At 68.4% G+C, this 17108-nt stretch carries 13 protein-coding genes; 11 read left to right on the top strand and 2 right to left on the bottom strand.

Annotated elements, in window-relative coordinates:
* The first annotated feature begins 22 nt into the window (after positions 1-22).
* The 7 genes from AB0N16_RS40275 (at position 23) to AB0N16_RS40245 (ending at position 9064) form a co-directional block, all read left to right on the top strand.
* Positions 23-1075 (top strand): iron-containing redox enzyme family protein, encoded by a 1053-nt coding sequence (locus tag AB0N16_RS40275; protein ID WP_365805805.1) that lies wholly within the window; start codon positions 23-25, stop codon positions 1073-1075.
* 28 nt (positions 1076-1103) lie between these two features.
* Positions 1104-2618, top strand: a complete 1515-nt coding sequence (locus AB0N16_RS40270; RefSeq protein WP_365805803.1) for an FAD/NAD(P)-binding protein — start codon at positions 1104-1106, stop codon at positions 2616-2618.
* Entirely contained in the window at positions 2611-3804 is a 1194-nt protein-coding gene (locus AB0N16_RS40265; protein ID WP_365805801.1) for an alpha-hydroxy-acid oxidizing protein, read from the top strand. The genes AB0N16_RS40270 and AB0N16_RS40265 overlap by 8 nt, the downstream gene beginning before the upstream one ends.
* A gap of 41 nt (positions 3805-3845) precedes the next feature.
* Entirely contained in the window at positions 3846-5234 is a 1389-nt protein-coding gene (locus AB0N16_RS40260) for an NAD(P)/FAD-dependent oxidoreductase (RefSeq protein WP_365805799.1), read from the top strand.
* Between the two features lie 36 nt (positions 5235-5270).
* The gene (locus tag AB0N16_RS40255; RefSeq protein WP_365805797.1) at positions 5271-6035 is read left to right on the top strand and encodes a pyridoxamine 5'-phosphate oxidase family protein; all 765 of its coding nucleotides are present in this window, start codon (positions 5271-5273) and stop codon (positions 6033-6035) included.
* Between the two features lie 117 nt (positions 6036-6152).
* The gene (gene glpK, locus AB0N16_RS40250; protein WP_365805795.1) at positions 6153-7724 is read left to right on the top strand and encodes a glycerol kinase GlpK; all 1572 of its coding nucleotides are present in this window, start codon (positions 6153-6155) and stop codon (positions 7722-7724) included.
* On the top strand, positions 7724-9064 hold the full coding sequence (locus AB0N16_RS40245; protein ID WP_365805793.1) for a cation:proton antiporter: 1341 nt from the start codon (positions 7724-7726) through the stop codon (positions 9062-9064). The genes glpK (AB0N16_RS40250) and AB0N16_RS40245 overlap by 1 nt, the downstream gene beginning before the upstream one ends.
* 4 nt (positions 9065-9068) lie before the next feature.
* On the opposite strand, the gene AB0N16_RS40240 is transcribed toward AB0N16_RS40245, so the two are convergent.
* The gene (locus AB0N16_RS40240) at positions 9069-10076 is read right to left on the bottom strand and encodes an AraC family transcriptional regulator (RefSeq protein ID WP_365805791.1); all 1008 of its coding nucleotides are present in this window, start codon (positions 10074-10076) and stop codon (positions 9069-9071) included.
* Positions 10077-10533: 457 nt separating this feature from the next.
* Here AB0N16_RS40240 and AB0N16_RS40235 point away from each other — a divergent pair, with 457 nt between their 5' ends.
* From AB0N16_RS40235 to glpK (AB0N16_RS40225), 3 genes are read left to right on the top strand one after another with little or no spacing between them, the layout of a single operon-like run.
* Positions 10534-10890, top strand: coding sequence for a hypothetical protein (locus AB0N16_RS40235; RefSeq protein ID WP_365805789.1), 357 nt, complete (start codon positions 10534-10536; stop codon positions 10888-10890).
* Complete coding sequence (locus tag AB0N16_RS40230; RefSeq protein WP_365805787.1) at positions 10887-12263, top strand: cation:proton antiporter; 1377 nt, start codon at positions 10887-10889, stop codon at positions 12261-12263. Before AB0N16_RS40235 ends, AB0N16_RS40230 begins: the two co-directional genes overlap by 4 nt.
* A gap of 5 nt (positions 12264-12268) precedes the next feature.
* Positions 12269-13786, top strand: coding sequence for a glycerol kinase GlpK (glpK, locus tag AB0N16_RS40225; protein WP_365805785.1), 1518 nt, complete (start codon positions 12269-12271; stop codon positions 13784-13786).
* Between the two features lie 52 nt (positions 13787-13838).
* On the opposite strand, the gene AB0N16_RS40220 is transcribed toward glpK (AB0N16_RS40225), so the two are convergent.
* Positions 13839-14486 carry a peroxiredoxin-like family protein gene (locus tag AB0N16_RS40220; RefSeq protein ID WP_365805783.1) on the bottom strand — a complete coding sequence of 216 codons (648 nt, stop codon included), beginning with the start codon at positions 14484-14486 and terminating at the stop codon, positions 13839-13841.
* Between the two features lie 625 nt (positions 14487-15111).
* Between AB0N16_RS40220 and dxs the strand changes: the two genes are divergently transcribed.
* Complete coding sequence (gene dxs / locus AB0N16_RS40215) at positions 15112-17010, top strand: 1-deoxy-D-xylulose-5-phosphate synthase (protein ID WP_365805781.1); 1899 nt, start codon at positions 15112-15114, stop codon at positions 17008-17010.
* Positions 17011-17108 lie beyond the last annotated feature (98 nt).

Genomic DNA, 17108 nt, shown 5'->3' with positions numbered 1-17108 from the left:
GACGCATGAAGGGGGAATTTTCATGAGCACCACACCTGAATTGCACAGCGACATCGACCTGAGGGAACTGGTCATTTCGCTGCTGGCCGGGGACGAGGACGTGGCCACGGTCAACGCCCGGGCAACCGACATGGTCTACCGGTCGGAAGTCCGCACCGCCGCCGAGGAATTGGCACACGTCGCTTTCGTGCGCGGCGATCGTGCGGCGCTGCACACCGCGCACTGGGTGCTGAGCGACATCTACGAATGGTGTTTCAGCCTGCCCTCCATCGATCAGGTCGACTCGCTGGTGAGTGAGATCCTGGACGATATCCGGACAGTTCTGGAGAACGCCATGCTGGCGGATCTCCGAGGGAAGCTGGACGACGGCGGACTGGATTCTGCGCCCCAGGATCCGGAATCCTTCCTGCCCTGGTACCGGAACTTCATCAGCAGCCACAGGGCGAGCAATCACCCGTTCTATCGAGACTTCCTGGAAAACCGGGCCTCAGTTGAGGACATCCGGTTCTACTTGGCCCAGGAAACGTCGCTCGATCCACGCTTCGACGACATCTTGTCGCTCCTGACCGTGGGTACCGACGGCTCGGAGAAGATGGAGCTCGTCACCAATCTCTGGGACGAACTCGGCAACGGCAGCCCGGACGAGGTGCACACCGCGGTGTTTGCGAAAACTCTTGCGGACGCCGGTGTTTCGAAGAGTTTCGTCGACACCAACATCATGTTGGAGTCGCTCATCTGCGGAAACGTCTCAGCAGCCCTCGCGCTGTCCAGGCGGCACTGCTACAAGGCATTCGGATACTTCGGTGTCACCGAGTATCTGACGCCCCGTCGATTCCGTTCCTACATCGTGGGCTGCAAACGGATGGGGCTGCCGAAATCGTCCTACGTCTACCACGACCAGCACATCCAGATCGACGCCCGCCACGGGCCGGCCTGGTTCAAGAACATTCTGCTCCCGGTGATTTCCCGCGAGCCGCGATGCGCCTCCGACATCGCACTGGGAACCGTCATGCGGCTGGAGACCTCCGCCTGGTACCTCGATGCGCTGCAGGCGAAGCTAGAGCCGGCCGGATGAGCCTGCCGAGGCGACGGGATCTGTGTCCATGCGGTTAGCCATCATCGGCGGCGGCGCGTCCGCGGTCACACTGGTGGACGCCCTCGCGCGGAGCGCGCCCAAGGAGAAGGTCAGGGTCAGCATCTTCGAACCCCGGGCAGTGCTCGGCCCGGGGCGGCCCTACCAGGAGGACGCGGACAGCGCCCTGATCAACAGACCAGCCGATGCGATGTCCATCCGGCACGCTGATCCGCTGGATTTCCGGAACTGGCTGAGGGAGGTGGCCGGTAGCGGCGAATTTCCGTCGGTCGACCCGGAAGCACGGTTCCAGCCGAGATGGCTGTTCGGTGTCTACCTGCGTCGGCGGCTCGCCTCGGCCGCGGCCCGACTGGCCGCCGGCGGAGGGACGGTGGACGTCTGTGCCGCCGCCGTCGAGGACGTGATCCCCGTCGACGGCCAACTGCTCACCCTGACGTCGACAGGTGTGACACAACCACACGACCATGTCGTGATGTGTCTGGGCACGCCCAGGCCGGCCGACATCTACGGGCTGTCCGGACGGCCCGGCTTCGTCGCCGATCCCTATCCGTTGACCGAACCGCTGCCCACCGGAGAGCCGGTGACCGTGCTGGGCAGCAATCTGTCCGCGGTGGACATCGCGGTCGCGCTCCTGCGCCGCGGGCACACCGCCCCGATCCGACTGATGTCCCGCAACGGGCTGCTGCCCAGCGTGCGCTGCCGGCCGGTCGCCATCGACCCGGTGGAGGCCGACCGGCTGGCCGAGGCGGTCCGGCACACGCCCCCGGCGGCGCTCTGGACGACCGTCCGCAGGCTGCTGCGCAGCAGCCTGGCCGCGCACGGGGCATCGCCCGACGAAATCGCTCTGGACCTGGCGGTGGGTGAGTCGGCCGCCGGGCGGGTCGCCCGCCAACTCGGGCGGACGGATGCCGCGGACTGCTGGCGGGCGGTGTTGCTGCCCCTGCTGGATCCCGTCGGTGAACTGCTCTGGCAGCGGCTCCCGTTGCACACGCGAGAGTCGTTCCTGCGTCGGCACAACACGCGGATCGCCACCGTGCTCAATCCGATGCCGCCGGCGACGGCGGCCCTGCTGCTGGAAGCACTGCGCAACGGCTCGCTGGAAGTCCACTCGGGGGTCACCGCGGTCACCGCCCGGCCGGGCGGCGGTTTCACGGTGACTGCCGCCGGGCAGGAACACCGCGCCGGTGTGCTGCTGAACGCCGCGCGAGCCACGCCTTACGACCCTGAAGAGTCGGCTGGATGGCTGCTCGGCCGGCTGGCCGAACGCGGATTGGCCCGCCCGCATCCGTGCGGTGGTGTGTACGTCGACTTCACCACCAACCAGGTCCTTGGGCGGGCCTCCGGCCTGTACGCCCTCGGACATCTGGCCTCGGGCGACATCTACTACGCCAATGCGGGCTCACTTCTGGGCATCAGCGCCAGGGCCGAACGCATCGTGGCCCGGATCCAGCGCGGTTCGACACCCGGCACCTCCCCATTGGCCACGTCTTCAACACTGACGATCGGGGGTCGGCTCGATGGCTGAGTACTGGTACACCATGCGCGACGAGATATTCGCCGACGGACTGCGCGGCCGGCTGCCCAGACTTCCGGCAGATCCCGCGGAACTGGAGCAGTTGGCAAGGCAGCACCTGCCCGTAGGCCTGTGGTCGTTCGTGGCGAACGGCGCGGGCGGGGGTCGCACTCTGGCGGCCAACAGGGCCGCCTTCGACAAGTGGGAACTCGTGCCGCGCATGCTGCACACGGACGAGCCACTGTCGCTGCGCACCGAACTGCTGGGCACCAGGATGAGCGCACCGGTGCTGCTGGCTCCGATCGGCCTGGCCGGTCTGGCCCACCCCGATGGCGAGGCCGCCGCCGCCCGGGTCGTCCGCGAACTCGGACTGGCCATGGCCCTGTCGAACTCCTCCTCGCTGTCCCTGGAGGAGGTCGCGGATGCCGCACCCGGAGCGGGGCTGTGGTTCCAGTTGCATCCCCCGAAGGACGACGAACTGGGCGCGTCGATCGTCCGGCGGGCGGAGAAGGCCGGGTACCAGGGCATCGTGGTCACCGTCGACTCCTGGACCCGAGGCTGGCGGCCCGCCGACCTCGACCATGGGTACGACCCGTTCCTGCGCGGCCAGGGAATGGGCACGTTCCTGGCCGATCCGGTGTTCAGGAGGTCGCTGCCCACGGACGTGCCGGTCGGCAGTGAGCCCTGGCTCGCGGCCGCCGCGGCCCGATGGCGCGAGGTGTTCGGCCACTCCAGCCTGTCCTACGAGTACTTCGACAGGCTGCGCGAGGCGACCGACCTGCCGATCCTGATCAAGGGCGTGCTGCATCCGGACGATGCGGAACAGGCCGTCGCACACGGTGTGTCGGGTGTCGTGGTGTCCAACCACGGCGGCCGTCAACTGGACCGGTCGATGGCCGCTCTCGACGCGCTGCCGGCTGTCGCCCGGCAGGTGGCCGGCCGGGTTCCCGTGCTGTTCGACTCCGGAGTGCGCAGCGGTGCGGACGCCGCCGTCGCGCTGGGCCTCGGTGCGGACGCCGTGCTGTTGGGACGGCCATGGCTGTACGGGCTGGCCATCGACGGTGCCGAGGGGGTGCGCCACGTACTGCGCTGTGTGTTGGCCGAGCTGGAACTGACCATGCTCATGTCCGGCGCCGCAACAGTCGCCGATCTGCGGCGCATGGTCTCACCGGTCCGCGGACGAGCGGACGAGCGCTGAGCAGGACCATCGATCAACCATACGGGTGAAAGGGAGAACACATGCGATCCCAGAGCAAGGTGCTCGTCATCGGTGGCGGACCGTCCGGGTCCACCGCCGCGACGTTCCTGGCACGCAACGGTGTCGATGTGACACTGCTGGAACGGGACACCTTTCCGCGCTACCACGTAGGGGAGTCGCTGTCCCTGTCGGTCGTGCGCATGATGGACCTGCTCGGAGTCTCCGAGAAGCTCGACAAGTTCGGCTTCCGGCACAAGGACGGCTCCTACTACGAATGGGGCAAGGAGAAGTGGGACTTGCCCTTCACCGATGTGCCCGGCGGCAAGCACAGTTGGCAGGTCACCAGGGCCGACTTCGACAAGATCCTGCTTGACCACGCCCGGGAAGCGGGGGTGGAGGCGTTCGAGGGCCACCGGATCCGCGACATCAAGTTCTCCGGGGACCGGGCGGTGGCAGCGCGCTGGCAGAACGCCGAAGGACGCGAGGGCGATATCGAGTTCGACTACGTCGTCGACGCCTCCGGCCGTGCCGGCCTGCTCGCCAAGCGCCACTTCGACATGCGGCGGATGCACGACGTGTTCCGCAACATCGGCGTCTGGACGTACTGGAAGGACGCCAAGGACATTCCCGAGGGCCCGGACGGCGCGGTCACGGTGTGCAGCATTCCGGAGGGCTGGATCTGGGTGATCCCGCTGCACAACGGGATCACGAGCATCGGCCTGGTCACCGACAAGAAGCGGTTCAGCGAGCAGTGCCATTCCCCGTCCGACGTGCAGGCCCTGTACGACCGGGCCGTGAACGTGCATCCGCTGGTCAAGCGGACCATCGCCGACGCGGAGCAGGTCTCGAAGATCCGCACCGAGACCGACTACTCCTATGTGGCGGACCGGTTCAGCGGCCCGGGCTACCTGATCTCCGGCGACGCCGCCTGCTTCCTCGACCCGCTGCTCTCCACCGGCGTGCACCTGGCCACCTTCAGCGGCATGCTGGCGGCTGCCTCGGTGACCTCGATGGTGGACGGCACGGTGGCTGAGGAACGGGCGCTGAACTTCTACGACGTGGCCTACCGGTACTCCTACGAACGGCTGCTGGTGCTGGTCTCGGTGTTCTACGACAGCTACCGCGGCAAGGACGACTACTTCTACCGCGGCCAGGCGATGACCCGCTCGGAGCAGCAGCGGCTGCACATCCACGAGGCGTTCCTCAGCATCATCGCCGGCGTCGAGGACCTGGCCGACGCGACGACGGTCGACGCCTACCAGGTCATCGAGAAGAGCCTGCACAGCGGGGACCCCGGGGCGATCCCGCCCACTCGGATCCACAGCCAGTCGCGGGAATGGACCATCGTGCCCAACTCCCCGGCGAACGCCATCGAGGGGGTGTACCTGGAGATGGAGCCGGGCGTGCGGCTGCGTGACACACGGCATTGACGGACCGGAGACGACCAGGAGACAAGGGAGAAGGCAGTGGCCAACATTGACCGTATCGCCGCGAAACTCATGGAATCAGCCGGTGACGATTCCTATCCGGTGACCCGGCGCACCGTGCCGATCCGGTACCGGGAGCGCGTTCGCTATGACCGCGAGGCGGCGCACGCCATTCTGGACGAGGGTCTGGTGGCGCACATCGCGTTCAGCCGGGAGGACTATCCGGTGGTGCTCCCCGCGGCGTACGCCCGGCGCGGCGAGACGTTGTACTTCCACGGCTCGCGGGCGGGACGATTCGCTCAGCTCGGGGCGGAGAACGCACCGGTGTGTGTGACCGTCACCCTGCTCGACGGCCTGGTCTTCGCCCGGGCCTGGCTGATCCACTCGTTCGCCTATCGGAGCGTGATGGCACACGGCCGACTGCGCCTGATCACCGATGACGAGGAGCGGATGCAGGCGCTGGCGACCATCTTGGAGCACATGGCCACCGGCCGCAGCTCGGATGCCAGGCCGCCGACGCGGCAGGAGTTCGCCAGCGTGGCCGTGGTCGCGCTGGACCTCGAGGAGGTGTCCACCAAGGTACGCCGGGAAGAGCAGAGCAAGTACGAACCCGCCGACCTCCAGGGCGGGTGCTGGGCCGGATTCGTGCCGCTGCGTCAGGTCGCGCTGGATCCGCGGTCCGCGCCGGACCTGCCGGAGGACGTGGAGGTGCCGGCCATCGTGGAGAAGTACAGCGGGCCCTTCCCGGTGCCGGAGGAAGCCATGGCCGCTGTTCCCAGCCCGCCGACCAAGCCGGGCGCGTAGCGGAGGGGGCTGCTGCCCGGTCCCCGATGGGGCCCCGGGCAGCAGCCCCGATCGCAGACACCGATCAGCCGCACACGGCCCTCCCGGGCCACACCGAGACTTCACGGAGCACCTGCCATGGCCGACTTGATCGCAGCCCTGCACCAATCCGCCTCCGACACCAGGCTCATCGTCTACGACCGGGACGGCAACAAGCTGACCGCGCAGCGCGTGGAGCTCACACCGTCCGCTTCCGGAGACGGCACACTCGAATACGACCCCTTGGAGATCTGGCGGCACGCTCAGGCCGCCGTCGGCGCGGCCCTGTCCGAACTGGGCCGTCCGGCTTCCGACCTGGCGGCCGTCGGTATCGCGGCCCAGCGTGAGACGACGGTGGTGTGGAACAGGCACACCGGACAGCCCTACGCCCCGGCCATCGCCGGTCCCGACCTGCGATCCGCGGGGCAGATGGCCGACTTGGCGCGCGACGGCCAGACCGAAATGATCCACAAGAAGACGGGACTGGTGCCCGACGCCTTGTTCTCGGCCGGCAAACTGAGCTGGCTGCTGCGGAACGTCGACGGCCTGCGCGCCGACGCGGAGCGCGGCGACGCCCTGTTCGGCACCATGGATTCCTGGTTGGTGTGGAACCTCACCGGGCGGCACGTCACCGACGTCACCAGCGCCAGCCGCACCATGCTGCTGAACCTGGACAGCGAGGACTGGGACGACGAACTGCTGGCCCTGTTCGGCGTACCGCGAGCGATGCTGCCCGAGGTGGCGCCGTCGTCCACCGCGGACCGCTTCGGGAGCACGGCGGCATCCGGGCCGTTCGGCACGGAACTGCCTGTGTCGGGGGTGCTCGGGGAACACCAGGCGGCCCTCTTCGGCCAGCACTGCTTCCTCCCGGGCCAGGCCCGCTACAGCTTCGAGGGCAGCAGTGCGCTGCTGGTCAACACCGGCACCACTCGGGCGGATGCCGATTCCCGGCTGCTGGGCACCATCGCCTACCGGCTGGCCGACGAACCCGCGGTGTACGCGCTCGAGGGGTTCGTCCCCTACACAGGTGCCACGGTGCAGTGGCTGGTGGACGGACTCGGCATCATTCGGGGCGTCGGGGAGATCGAGGCCATGTCCCGGCGGGCCGACGATCCGGAAGGACTGTACTTCGTACCCGCGTTCACGGGACTGGGGCTGCCGCGCTCCGATCGCAGCGCCCGTGGGGCCATCCTCGGCATGGACACCCATCACAACCAGAACCACGTGGCCCGAGCGGCCCTCCAGGCCCTCGCCTACCAGCTTCGCGACCTGACCGAGACCATGCGGGAAGAGACGGGGTACGCCCCCACTCAAATCCGAGTCGACGGCAACGGCGCTTGGTTTGATATGTGCATGCAAATTCATGCGGACATCCTCGGCGTCCAGCTCCGTCGCCCGTCGGACGTCGCGGACACCGCGGCCTTCGGCGCGGCCAACGCCGCCGGCCTGGGCGTCGGCCTCTGGGCGGACCTTACCGAGGTCGTCGGCACCCGCCAGGAGAGCCACCGCTGGTCCGCGCAGTGGATGCCCGAGGACCGGCAGCGCGGTTACGCCGGCTGGCGGGCGGCCGTCGAGCACACCGTGGGCTGGGTCGACAAGGCCGGCTTGCCGCAGGGCGACTGGCTGGCCACGGTGACCGCGGCCGAATGGCGTGCGGACGGCTCACGGTGATGGCCGCTGTCGGTCAGACCGGTCTGCTGACCGCGGCCGCTCCTGTGGCTCCCCTGGGCGGCCACCCGCTGGTGATGCTGCTCACCCAGCTCAGCCTGCTGATCGTGTGCGCCTACCTCCTGGGGCGGCTGGCCAATCGGGTGGGCCTGCCGGCGGTGGTCGGCGAGCTCAGTGTCGGTGTGCTGCTCGGGCCGAGTGTGTTCGGAAACCTCGCCCCGGGGGCGAGTGATTGGCTGTTCCCGCGCGATGCGGGGCAGTTCCACCTGCTGGACAGCATCGCCCAACTCGGCGTGCTGCTTCTGGTCGGGGTGACGGGAATCAGCCTGGACTTCAGCCTGGTACGCCGCCGCGGCGGGACCGTCCTGTGGACCAGCCTGCTGGGCCTGACCATTCCGTTCGGCCTGGGGGTCGGGGTGGCCATGACGCTGCTGCCGGGGACCCTGCGCCCTGGAAACACGCAGCCTCTGGTGTTCGCGCTGTTTCTCGGGGTGGCGCTGTGTGTCAGCGCGATCCCGGTCATCGCCAAGACCCTTCTGGACATGGGGCTGATCCACCGTAACGTCGGTCAGATCATCCTGGCCGCCGGGACCATGGACGACGTCGTCGGCTGGCTGTTGCTCTCCGTGGTGTCCGCCATGGCGGTCGACGGCCTGCACACGGGAACCGTGGTCGAGCCGATCCTGCACCTGATCGGGCTCCTCCTGGTGCTGATCCTGCTGGGCCGGCCCCTGGTCCGCGCGGCGATGCGCTGGGCGCAGCGCTCCGAATCCTCCGCGGCGGTGGTGGTCACGGCGGTCGCGGTCATCCTGATGTGCGCGACCGGCACCGCGGCGCTGGGCCTGGAACCGGTCTTCGGCGCGCTTCTCGGCGGCATCCTCATCAGCACCAGCAGCACTGTCAGCCTCAGTTCGCTCGCACCGCTGAACAACGGGCTCTCCGCCGTTCTCGCGCCGGTGTTCTTCGCCACCGCGGGGCTGCGGATGGACATGCGCGCGCTGGTGCACCCGACGGTACTGGCCGGCGCCCTGCTCATCCTGGGGGTCGCGATTCTCGGCAAATTCACCGGCGCGGTGCTCGGTGGGCTGACCGGGGGCCTCAATCGGTGGGAGGTCCTGGCGCTCGGCGCCGGCATGAACGCGCGCGGGGTCGTGCAACTCGTGGTGGCTTCGGTCGGTCTTCGGCTGGGTGTACTGAATACCGAGTCCTACACCATCATCGTGCTCACCGCCGTAATTACTTCGGTGATGGCGCCGCCCTTGCTGAGAATTGCGACGCGGCACCTGGAGGTCACAGTCGACGAAGAATCGCGGCGTCGGATGATGGAGCCTCTCCTGGATTGAGGACCTACGCGCCGGACGTGCGTATCGCTCGATACCGCCGTACTGTTTCCGAGGGATTCTCGTGGTACTTCTTCCGATATTCCTGAGCGAATCGACCCAAGTGACTGAAACCCCACCGGGCCGCTACTTCGCTCACCGTTTTGTTCGCGGCGTCCGGTGCGGTCAATTCGGCTCGGACCCGTTTCAGCCGGACCTGGCGGAGATATCCGTACGGCGGCAGGCCGAAACGGCGGTGGAACCCCTTTTCCAGCGTGCGCACACTGACCCCGGCGGCCTGCGCGAGGTCGGCCACCGTGTGACCGGCCTCCGGATATTCGTTGATCAACCGCACCGCCGTCTCGATCGGCTCGACCGGCTGGGCCGGCGGGTCGTGGACCAACGCCGGGCTGTGCGTGTTCGGCTGGGTAACCAGCAGGCCCGTCATCAGGGCCCGTTCCAGCTCGGTGGCGACCAGCGGATGGAACAACTCCTGACCCATGCTGTCGGTTGCGTTGGCGCGTTCGACCAGGAACATCAGCGACTCGTACCAACTCAGTGCGCCACCGGCGTCGAACCGCATGAGCGGCTCGAAGGCCGGCGACTCGGCCGAGGAGCAGTTCAGCAGGCTCTGCACGTGCGCGGTCAGCACCGCCTGGTTCATGTGGACGATCAGCTGCTGGCAGTCCGCCGAACACCGGGCGCTGACCGGGTCGCCCGGTCCGAGCACCGCGCCCATGCCGGGCACGAGGCGCATCCGCTGCGCGCCGCGCAGCCAGATGCTCCCGGTCAGCGGCACCAGTACCAGATAGCCGGACCGCGCCCCGGCCAGTTCGAACTGTGCCGTGGCGTTGAGGGACAGATAGCTCAGCCGCAAAGAACCCAACTGGCAGCTGTGAAAACGGATCTTGGGGTGCGTCGTTGCCGCCACCGACAATTCGTGCCGACCGAGGAGCGGAGTGAGCCATTCTCGGCTGGCGGCGACATCATCGGTGTGTAGGACAGCATGTTTAGTCAACAGTGGTGCTGCAGACATCTGATCTCCCTCGCGCCAGGTCATGGCGAATCGAAGTGGAGTAGTTGCTGTTAGTGGGGGGTGAGGTTCGGAAGAAACACGACATCACAATTCGATAATAATGACTGACGTGAGGCTGAAGTGCAATGATCAGTCAGGACGCCTTTTCGGCCATAGTCGAAAACGGACGAAAACCTGCCAGCGGGGGTTCGCCGGTCAATGGACCGGTGGTGCCGGGCCCCGTGTTCTGGGCCGAGTGGACGGGCGAACGGAGAACGAAAGGGGGAATCCCTGCTTCCGGAAGTCCTGTTCCCGATCCTCCACGTGGCCGGGAAGTGCTGTGGATGCGCTTGCTGCGGTCACGTGTCACCCTCCGGATCCCGCCATACCGCTGTCGGCCACCAGCACGAACCGACGAGTCTCGATCCGTCGCGCCCCGCCAACCGCTCCTGAACCGTCAAGAGAGAAAGGCCCCACGATGATCCTCAGGTCATGGGGTGCGCGAGCACCCATCGGCAACACGGCCACCTTCCTCGACACCTTCAGCGAGACCATTCGGCCGCACATGGAAGGGTTCGGCGGCTATCGCGGCTGCTACGTGCTGTGCCGGGAGGAGGGCGACCAGGTCCACATCCAGGTGCTCAGCCTGTGGAATTCGCTCGAGTCGATCAGAGAGTTCGCGGGCACCGACGCGCTGACAGCGGTGGTGTCGCCGGCGGTCGAGGGCCTGATGACCGACTACGACACCGAGGTCAGGCACGACACCGTGGTGGTCGACACCGCGAGCGGCCACCACGCGATCCCGGCCACGCCGAACCAGGGCAGCGGATCATGACTCTTCAGTCACCCGACCTGATGCACCTGTTCGTCGCGGTGACGGTTCTGCTGGTCGTCGCTCACACCGTCGGCCATCTCTTCCTGGTTCTCCGCCAGCCGCCGGTCATCGGCGAGATACTCGGGGGCCTGCTGCTCGGCCCGACCGTCCTCGGTGTGTTCGCGCCCGATGCGCACAAGTGGCTGTTTCCCTCCTCGGGCCCGGTGGCCGCGGGTCTCGGCGTGCTGTACGAGGCCGGGCTGCTCCTGCTGCTGTTCCTGTCCGGCCGTGAGATGGTCGAACACCGCGGCGACGGCCGGGGGAAGTCCACCGCCTCGATGGCGCTGATCGGTGTCGTCGTGCCGTTCGCGGTCGGGATGTTCGCCACCCGTTTCGTCGACGTGACCGAACTGTCCGGACCGCAGGGCACGCGGACGAGCGTGGGGCTGGTCTTCGGCATCGGAGTGGCCGTCACGAGCATCCCGGTGATCTCCCGGATCATGCTCGACCTCGACATCCTGCGGACCGCCTTCGCCCGAACGGTGCTCTCCATCGCCGTGTTCGAAGACGTGGTGCTCTACGTCATGCTGGCCGTGGTGCTCGGCCTGGCGCAGGCGAAATCCGGTAGCTCCTACGGCCTCTGGTCGTTGTTCCACAACAACGGAGCGGTACCCAGCACGATCTACTACGTGGTGGCCAGTCTGGTCTTCTTCGCGGTGTTCCTGCCGTTCGGCCGGCCGCTCTTCCGCCTGCTGTCCATCGGCCCGGGAAGCTTCATAGAAAAGCGCAGTCCCACCGCGTTCCGGCTGGTGTTCATGCTGCTGATGGCGCTGACCTGCGTCGGCCTCGGGATCAACCCGGTGTTCGGGGCGCTGCTGTCCGGAGCGGTGGCCGCCCGCGCGGACATGCGGGTGACCAACCCGGAGCGGCAGGCATCGACGGCCGGCGCGTGGGAGGCGCTGAAGAAGTTCTCACTCGCCTTCTTCGTTCCGCTCTACTTCGCCAACGTCGGTGTCCAACTCGACCTGGCGCACCACTTCTCGGCGCTCTTCTTCTTCGCCTTCCTGATCATGGCCTGCCTGGTGAAGCTGGGCAGTATCTGGGTGGCGGCCAGACTGGCCGGGGAGGACAACAGGGCCGCCGTCCACTTCGCGGTCGCTCTGAACGCGCGCGGCGGTCCGGGCATCGTGCTGGCGACGGTGACGCTGGGGGCCGGAGTGATCAACGAGGACTTCTACACAGTGCTGGCCATGCTGTCGATCGTCACCTCGCAGATCGCCGGTGTGTGGTTGTACGTCTACCGCAGAGAAGTGGCGGACATGGCCCGGCAGGCCCCGGCTGAGCCCGTGCTGGCGGCATCGAGTGGTGTGGCCCCATCGACGAAGCAGGTGTGAGCACCATGACGGACTTCATCGGAGCCTTCGACCAGAACACCACCGGTACCCGGTTCACCGTCGTCGACGCGGAGGGCGTCGAGGTGGCCGGCAGCGTGCGGGAGCATGCCCAGCTGCGGCCCGCGGACAACTGGGTGGAGCACGACGCGGAGGAGATCTGGGCCCACGCCCAGGGCGTCATGGCCGACGCGCTCGGCGAAGCCGAGCTGACGGCCGCGGATCTGGCGGCCATCGGCATCACCAACCAGATCGAGACCACCGTGGTCTGGGACCAGCGCACCGGCGAGCCCTACCACCACGCCATTGTCTGGCAGGACACCCGTACGGACCGGCTGGCCGCCGCACTGGCCGCGGACGGCCGGGCCGAGACGATCCACCGCAAGGCCGGCCTGGTGAGCAATGCGCACTTCTCCGCGACGAAGATCCAGTGGCTGCTGGAGCACGTGGACGGGTTGCGCGCGGCGGCCGAGCGCGGCGATGCCCTCTTCGGGGGCATGGACACCTGGCTGATCTGGCGGCTGACCGGCGGGGTCGCGGGTGGCCGGCACGTGACCGACGTGACGAATGCCAGCCGCACGATGCTGATGAACCTGACCACGCTGGACTGGGACGACGAACTGCTGGACTTCTTCGGCGTGCCCCGTGCCATGCTGCCCGAGATCCACTCGTCGATCAGCCCCGACGGCTTCGGCACCACCGGACAGGACGGTCCACCGATCACCGGCGTCCTCGGGGGGCCGCAGGCCGCCATGTTCGGCAACGGCTGCTCGACCACCGGTACGGCATGGTGCAACTACGCCCACCGCAACCTGGTCATGCTCAACATCGGCGGCGAACCGGTGCGGTCCGGGCGCGGCCTCCACACGACGGTCGCCTATCAGCTGCCCGGCAGGCCCGCCGTGTACGCGCTGGAGGGGAACATCCCGCACACCGGCGGTACGGCACGCTGGGTGGTGGAGGATCTCGGCTCGCTGCCCAGCCCGGCGGCGTTCGAGGCCGCGGCCGCCTCGGTCTCCGAGACCGACGGCCTGTACTTCGTACCCGCGTTCACCGGCCTCGGGGCACCGGACCCGAGGCCGGACGCCCGTGGCGCGCTCATCGGCCTGGCCCCCGGGCACGGCAGGGGCCACCTCGCCAGGGCCACCCTGGAATCGATCGGGTATCGGATGCACGAGGTGCTCGCCGCCATGACCGAGGACTCTGCGGTGGTACCCGTCGGGCTGACGGTCGACGGGCCGGCCGCCGCCTCGGACGTCTGCCTGGCGATCCAGGCCGACGTGACCGGGGTGCCGGTGCGCAGAGCCGCCATCGCCGAGCCGCCCACGCGCGGCGCGGCGTACGCGGCCGGGCTCGGCGTCGGGTACTGGAAGAGCACCGATGAACTTCCGGTGGACCGGTCGGCCGAAGATCGTTGGGAGCCACGCTGGGAGGCCGGGCGGCGGCGGGCCGAGCTGGCGGGCTGGCGCCGGGCGGTGGACCGCAGCGGCCCACTGGTCACGGCGGAGGCAGCAGCACGTCCGTGACACGCGGTGCCCGTGCCGGGTGGCACGGGCACCGAGCGGTACGCGTGGTCCGTCAGCCGAGGGCGTCGAGCGCGGCGAGGATGTCCGCGGGTTCGGCGCGCACGGTGAAGTCCGTGTCGACGAAGGCCCATCGGACGACGCCGGACCGGTCGACGACATAGGTGGCGGGTATCGGCAGGACGTGCGGGTGACCGCCGTTGACCCGTTCCAGTTCAAGCCCCGACCGGGCGTAGTGGGCTGCCAGCTCGTCGGATACCCGGAAGGCGACACCATAGCGCTGCGCCGTGGCCGAGCCGACGTCGCTCAGCACGTCGAAGGCCAGTTCCTGCTTCTCGCTCAGGGACAGCGACTCGTCGGGTATCTGCGGGGACACCGCGACCAGCTGGGCGCCCCGTGCCGTGATGTCCCCGTGGTGCCGCTGGAGGGAACGGAGCGTCATGTTGCAGTACGGGCACCAGGCGCCCCGGTAGAAGGTGAGCACCACCGGGCCCTGGGAGAGCAGCGCTTCCAGCGCGACGGTCCGGCCCGTGGCCGACGGCAGGCTGAAGTGCGGTGCCCGCGCGCCGACGGCCAGCGCGCGCTTCGCCTGATGGGACTCGGCGAGTTCCCGGGCCGCCCGCGCCTTGAGGGCCCACGCCTCGGCCGGGTCCTGGCGCTGCTGGACTTCGCGGAACGCGCGCAACTCGTCGTTGAGGCTCATCGTGCCCTGACTCTCCTTGACTTGACAGCGGGGGAGACCGGCAGGCGGACCACGGTCACGGCAGTCGTGCACCGCGCCTTCCAACGTAGCGTGTCCCCCGCGGCCGCGCGGTGGACTTCTGCCCGGTCAGGAATCCGGCACATGGACGACGCACTCGTGGGGGAGGAGTACCACGGTTGTTCCAGCCCGGAGCGGGAGTCCCGGTGGCGGGCCGTCCCCCTTCGTGGGTGCGGCGCGTATCGGGAGTAATTGATAGCCTGTCACTTCCGCATGCACGAGGAGGTGATTGCCGGATGGTACGGCGTATGGGCTGTCGCCACTCCTCCTGGCCCGCCGCTCCCGCTCACTGAGCGGGGCTCGGCGAAATCCGGTACCCGGCGCAGGGGCCGGGCCCTGGGATCTGGCGATGCGACGGATGAACCCGTGTTCGCCTCCTTGGTCCGACACCTCGTCGCCTCCGCACCGGTACCCCATCGGCCTCGCGTTCCGCCTTGGAGATGAGCCGTTGTCGATCGGCCATGACAATGTGAACAACCCAGTGGATCCGACGGCCGAGAAGCCGCGGGTCCTTTGCATGCACCGAAGCGAAACCCTCCCCATCAGCAGCGCCGAAGGAGAATCACGTATGGGCGTTCTGGAGTCGGTCCGCGGGCCGCAAGACCTGAAGAAGCTCGACACCGGTGAGCTGGACACACTGGCCGCGGAAATTCGCGAGTTCCTCATCAACGCCGTTTCCCGCACGGGAGGGCACCTGGGGCCGAATCTGGGTGTGGTGGAGCTGACCATCGCGCTGCACCGGGTCTTCGACTCCCCCAAGGACAGTATCGTCTTCGACGTCGGCCACCAGGCCTATGTCCACAAACTGCTGACCGGCCGCCAGGACTTCTCCAAGCTGCGCAAGGAAGGCGGCCTCTCGGGATACCCGAGCCGCGCCGAGTCACCGCATGACATCGTGGAGAACCAGCATGCCTCCGCGGCGCTCAGCTGGGCCGACGGCATCGCGAAGGCCAATCGGCTGATGGGCCGGCATGACCGCTCGGCGGTTGCGGTGGTGGGCGACGGGGCGCTGACCGGGGGCATGACGTGGGAGGCGCTGAACAACATCGCCGCGGACAAGACCCTCCCGCTGGTCATCGTGGTCAACGACAACGGTCATTCGTACAATCCCACCATCGGTGGGCTGGCCACGCATCTGGCGGCCCTGCGCACGACGGACGGTTACGAGCAGTTCCTGGAACGCACCAAGAGCGTGCTCGCGAGTACGCCGTTCGTCGGCCGTTCGGTCTACGACGCGCTGCACGGGGCGAAGAAGGGTCTGAAGGACTTCATCGCGCCGCAGGGCATGTTCGAGGACCTGGGTCTGAAGTACGTGGGGCCGATCGACGGTCATGACGTGGCGGCCGTCGAGAACGCGCTGCGCCGGGCCCGGGGCTTCGGCGGCCCGGTGATCGTCCACTGCATCACCGAAAAGGGCCGGGGCTACAGCTACGCCGAGGAGTCCGACGAGCGTTTCCATCAGGTGAAGGTGATCGACCCCGACACGGGGAAGCCCGTCTCCGTGTCGGGCAAGGACTGGACCACCGTCTTCGGAGAGGAGATGGTGCGGCTCGGCGGCGAGCGCGATGACATCGTGGCGATCACGGCGGCGATGCAGCGCTCCACGGGCCTCGCGCCGTTCGCCGAGCGGTTCCCCGACCGGTTCTTCGACGTCGGTATCGCCGAACAGCACGCGGCGGCGTCCGCGGCCGGGCTGGCCACGGCCGGGCTGCATCCGGTGGTCGCGGTGTACGCGACCTTCATGAACCGGTGCTTCGACCAGCTGTTGATGGATGTGGCCCTGCACCGGTGCGCGGTGACCTTCATGCTGGACCGTGCGGGTATCACCGGCGATGACGGCGCCTCCCACAACGGCATGTGGGACATGGCGGTCCTCCAGGTGGTACCGGGGCTGCGGATCGCCGCGCCGCGCGACGCCGAGCAGCTGCGGGCGCAGATGCGCGAGGCCGTCGAGGTGACGGACGGTCCCACGGTCGTGCGCTACTCCAAGGGCACCGTCGGTCCCGAGGTGGCCGCTGTCGGCACGGTCGGGGGCATGGACGTGCTCAGGGGTTCCGCGGAGGCCGGCGCCGATGTGCTCGTCGTCTCCGTCGGGGCGCTCGCTCACATGTGCCTTGATATCGCCGACCGGCTGGCCGAGCAGGGCATCACCGCCACCGTGCTGGACCCGCGGTGGATCAAACCGGTCGACGAGGCGCTCCCCGCCGTCGCCGCCCGGCACCGGCTCGTGGTGACCGTCGAGGACGGGGTCCGCGCCGGCGGCGTCGGTGCCGCCATCGCGCAGTCGCTGCGGGACGCGGAGGTGGAGGTCCCGGTCCGCGACTTCGGTGTCCCCGTCGAGTTCCTCGACCACGCCGAGCGCAGCCGGGTACTCGCCCGTGTGGGTCTGACGGCGACGGACATCGCGCGCCGGGTCTCGGGCGTCTTCGCCGGTCTGGGGCGGGACGAGATGGTGTTCCCGGGCTGAGCCGGGACGCCCACACGCCTCGCGTCGGCCTGCGGACCCGCCGCGGGGCCCCAGGCCGCGGTTAGTTTTATAACCCGGGGGACGGCAACAGCCCCGGG

Source organism: Streptomyces sp. NPDC051105 (assembly GCF_040682795.1).
Classification (GTDB): domain Bacteria; phylum Actinomycetota; class Actinomycetes; order Streptomycetales; family Streptomycetaceae; genus Streptomyces.
The sequence above is the reverse complement of the archived record's forward strand: the minus strand, read 5'-3'. Positions and strand labels throughout refer to the sequence as shown.

Excerpts from the sequence above, each read along its gene's own strand:
- AB0N16_RS40275 (WP_365805805.1), top strand. The coding sequence starts at position 23 with ATGAGCACCACACCTGAATTGCACAGCGACATCGACCTGAGGGAACTG.
- AB0N16_RS40270 (WP_365805803.1), top strand. The coding sequence starts at position 1,104 with ATGCGGTTAGCCATCATCGGCGGCGGCGCGTCCGCGGTCACACTGGTG.
- AB0N16_RS40265 (WP_365805801.1), top strand. The coding sequence starts at position 2,611 with ATGGCTGAGTACTGGTACACCATGCGCGACGAGATATTCGCCGACGGA.
- AB0N16_RS40260 (WP_365805799.1), top strand. The coding sequence starts at position 3,846 with ATGCGATCCCAGAGCAAGGTGCTCGTCATCGGTGGCGGACCGTCCGGG.
- glpK (WP_365805795.1), top strand. The coding sequence starts at position 6,153 with ATGGCCGACTTGATCGCAGCCCTGCACCAATCCGCCTCCGACACCAGG.
- AB0N16_RS40245 (WP_365805793.1), top strand. The coding sequence starts at position 7,724 with ATGGCCGCTGTCGGTCAGACCGGTCTGCTGACCGCGGCCGCTCCTGTG.
- AB0N16_RS40240 (WP_365805791.1), bottom strand. The coding sequence starts at position 10,076 with ATGTCTGCAGCACCACTGTTGACTAAACATGCTGTCCTACACACCGAT.
- AB0N16_RS40235 (WP_365805789.1), top strand. The coding sequence starts at position 10,534 with ATGATCCTCAGGTCATGGGGTGCGCGAGCACCCATCGGCAACACGGCC.
- AB0N16_RS40230 (WP_365805787.1), top strand. The coding sequence starts at position 10,887 with ATGACTCTTCAGTCACCCGACCTGATGCACCTGTTCGTCGCGGTGACG.
- glpK (WP_365805785.1), top strand. The coding sequence starts at position 12,269 with ATGACGGACTTCATCGGAGCCTTCGACCAGAACACCACCGGTACCCGG.
- AB0N16_RS40220 (WP_365805783.1), bottom strand. The coding sequence starts at position 14,486 with ATGAGCCTCAACGACGAGTTGCGCGCGTTCCGCGAAGTCCAGCAGCGC.
- dxs (WP_365805781.1), top strand. The coding sequence starts at position 15,112 with ATGGGCGTTCTGGAGTCGGTCCGCGGGCCGCAAGACCTGAAGAAGCTC.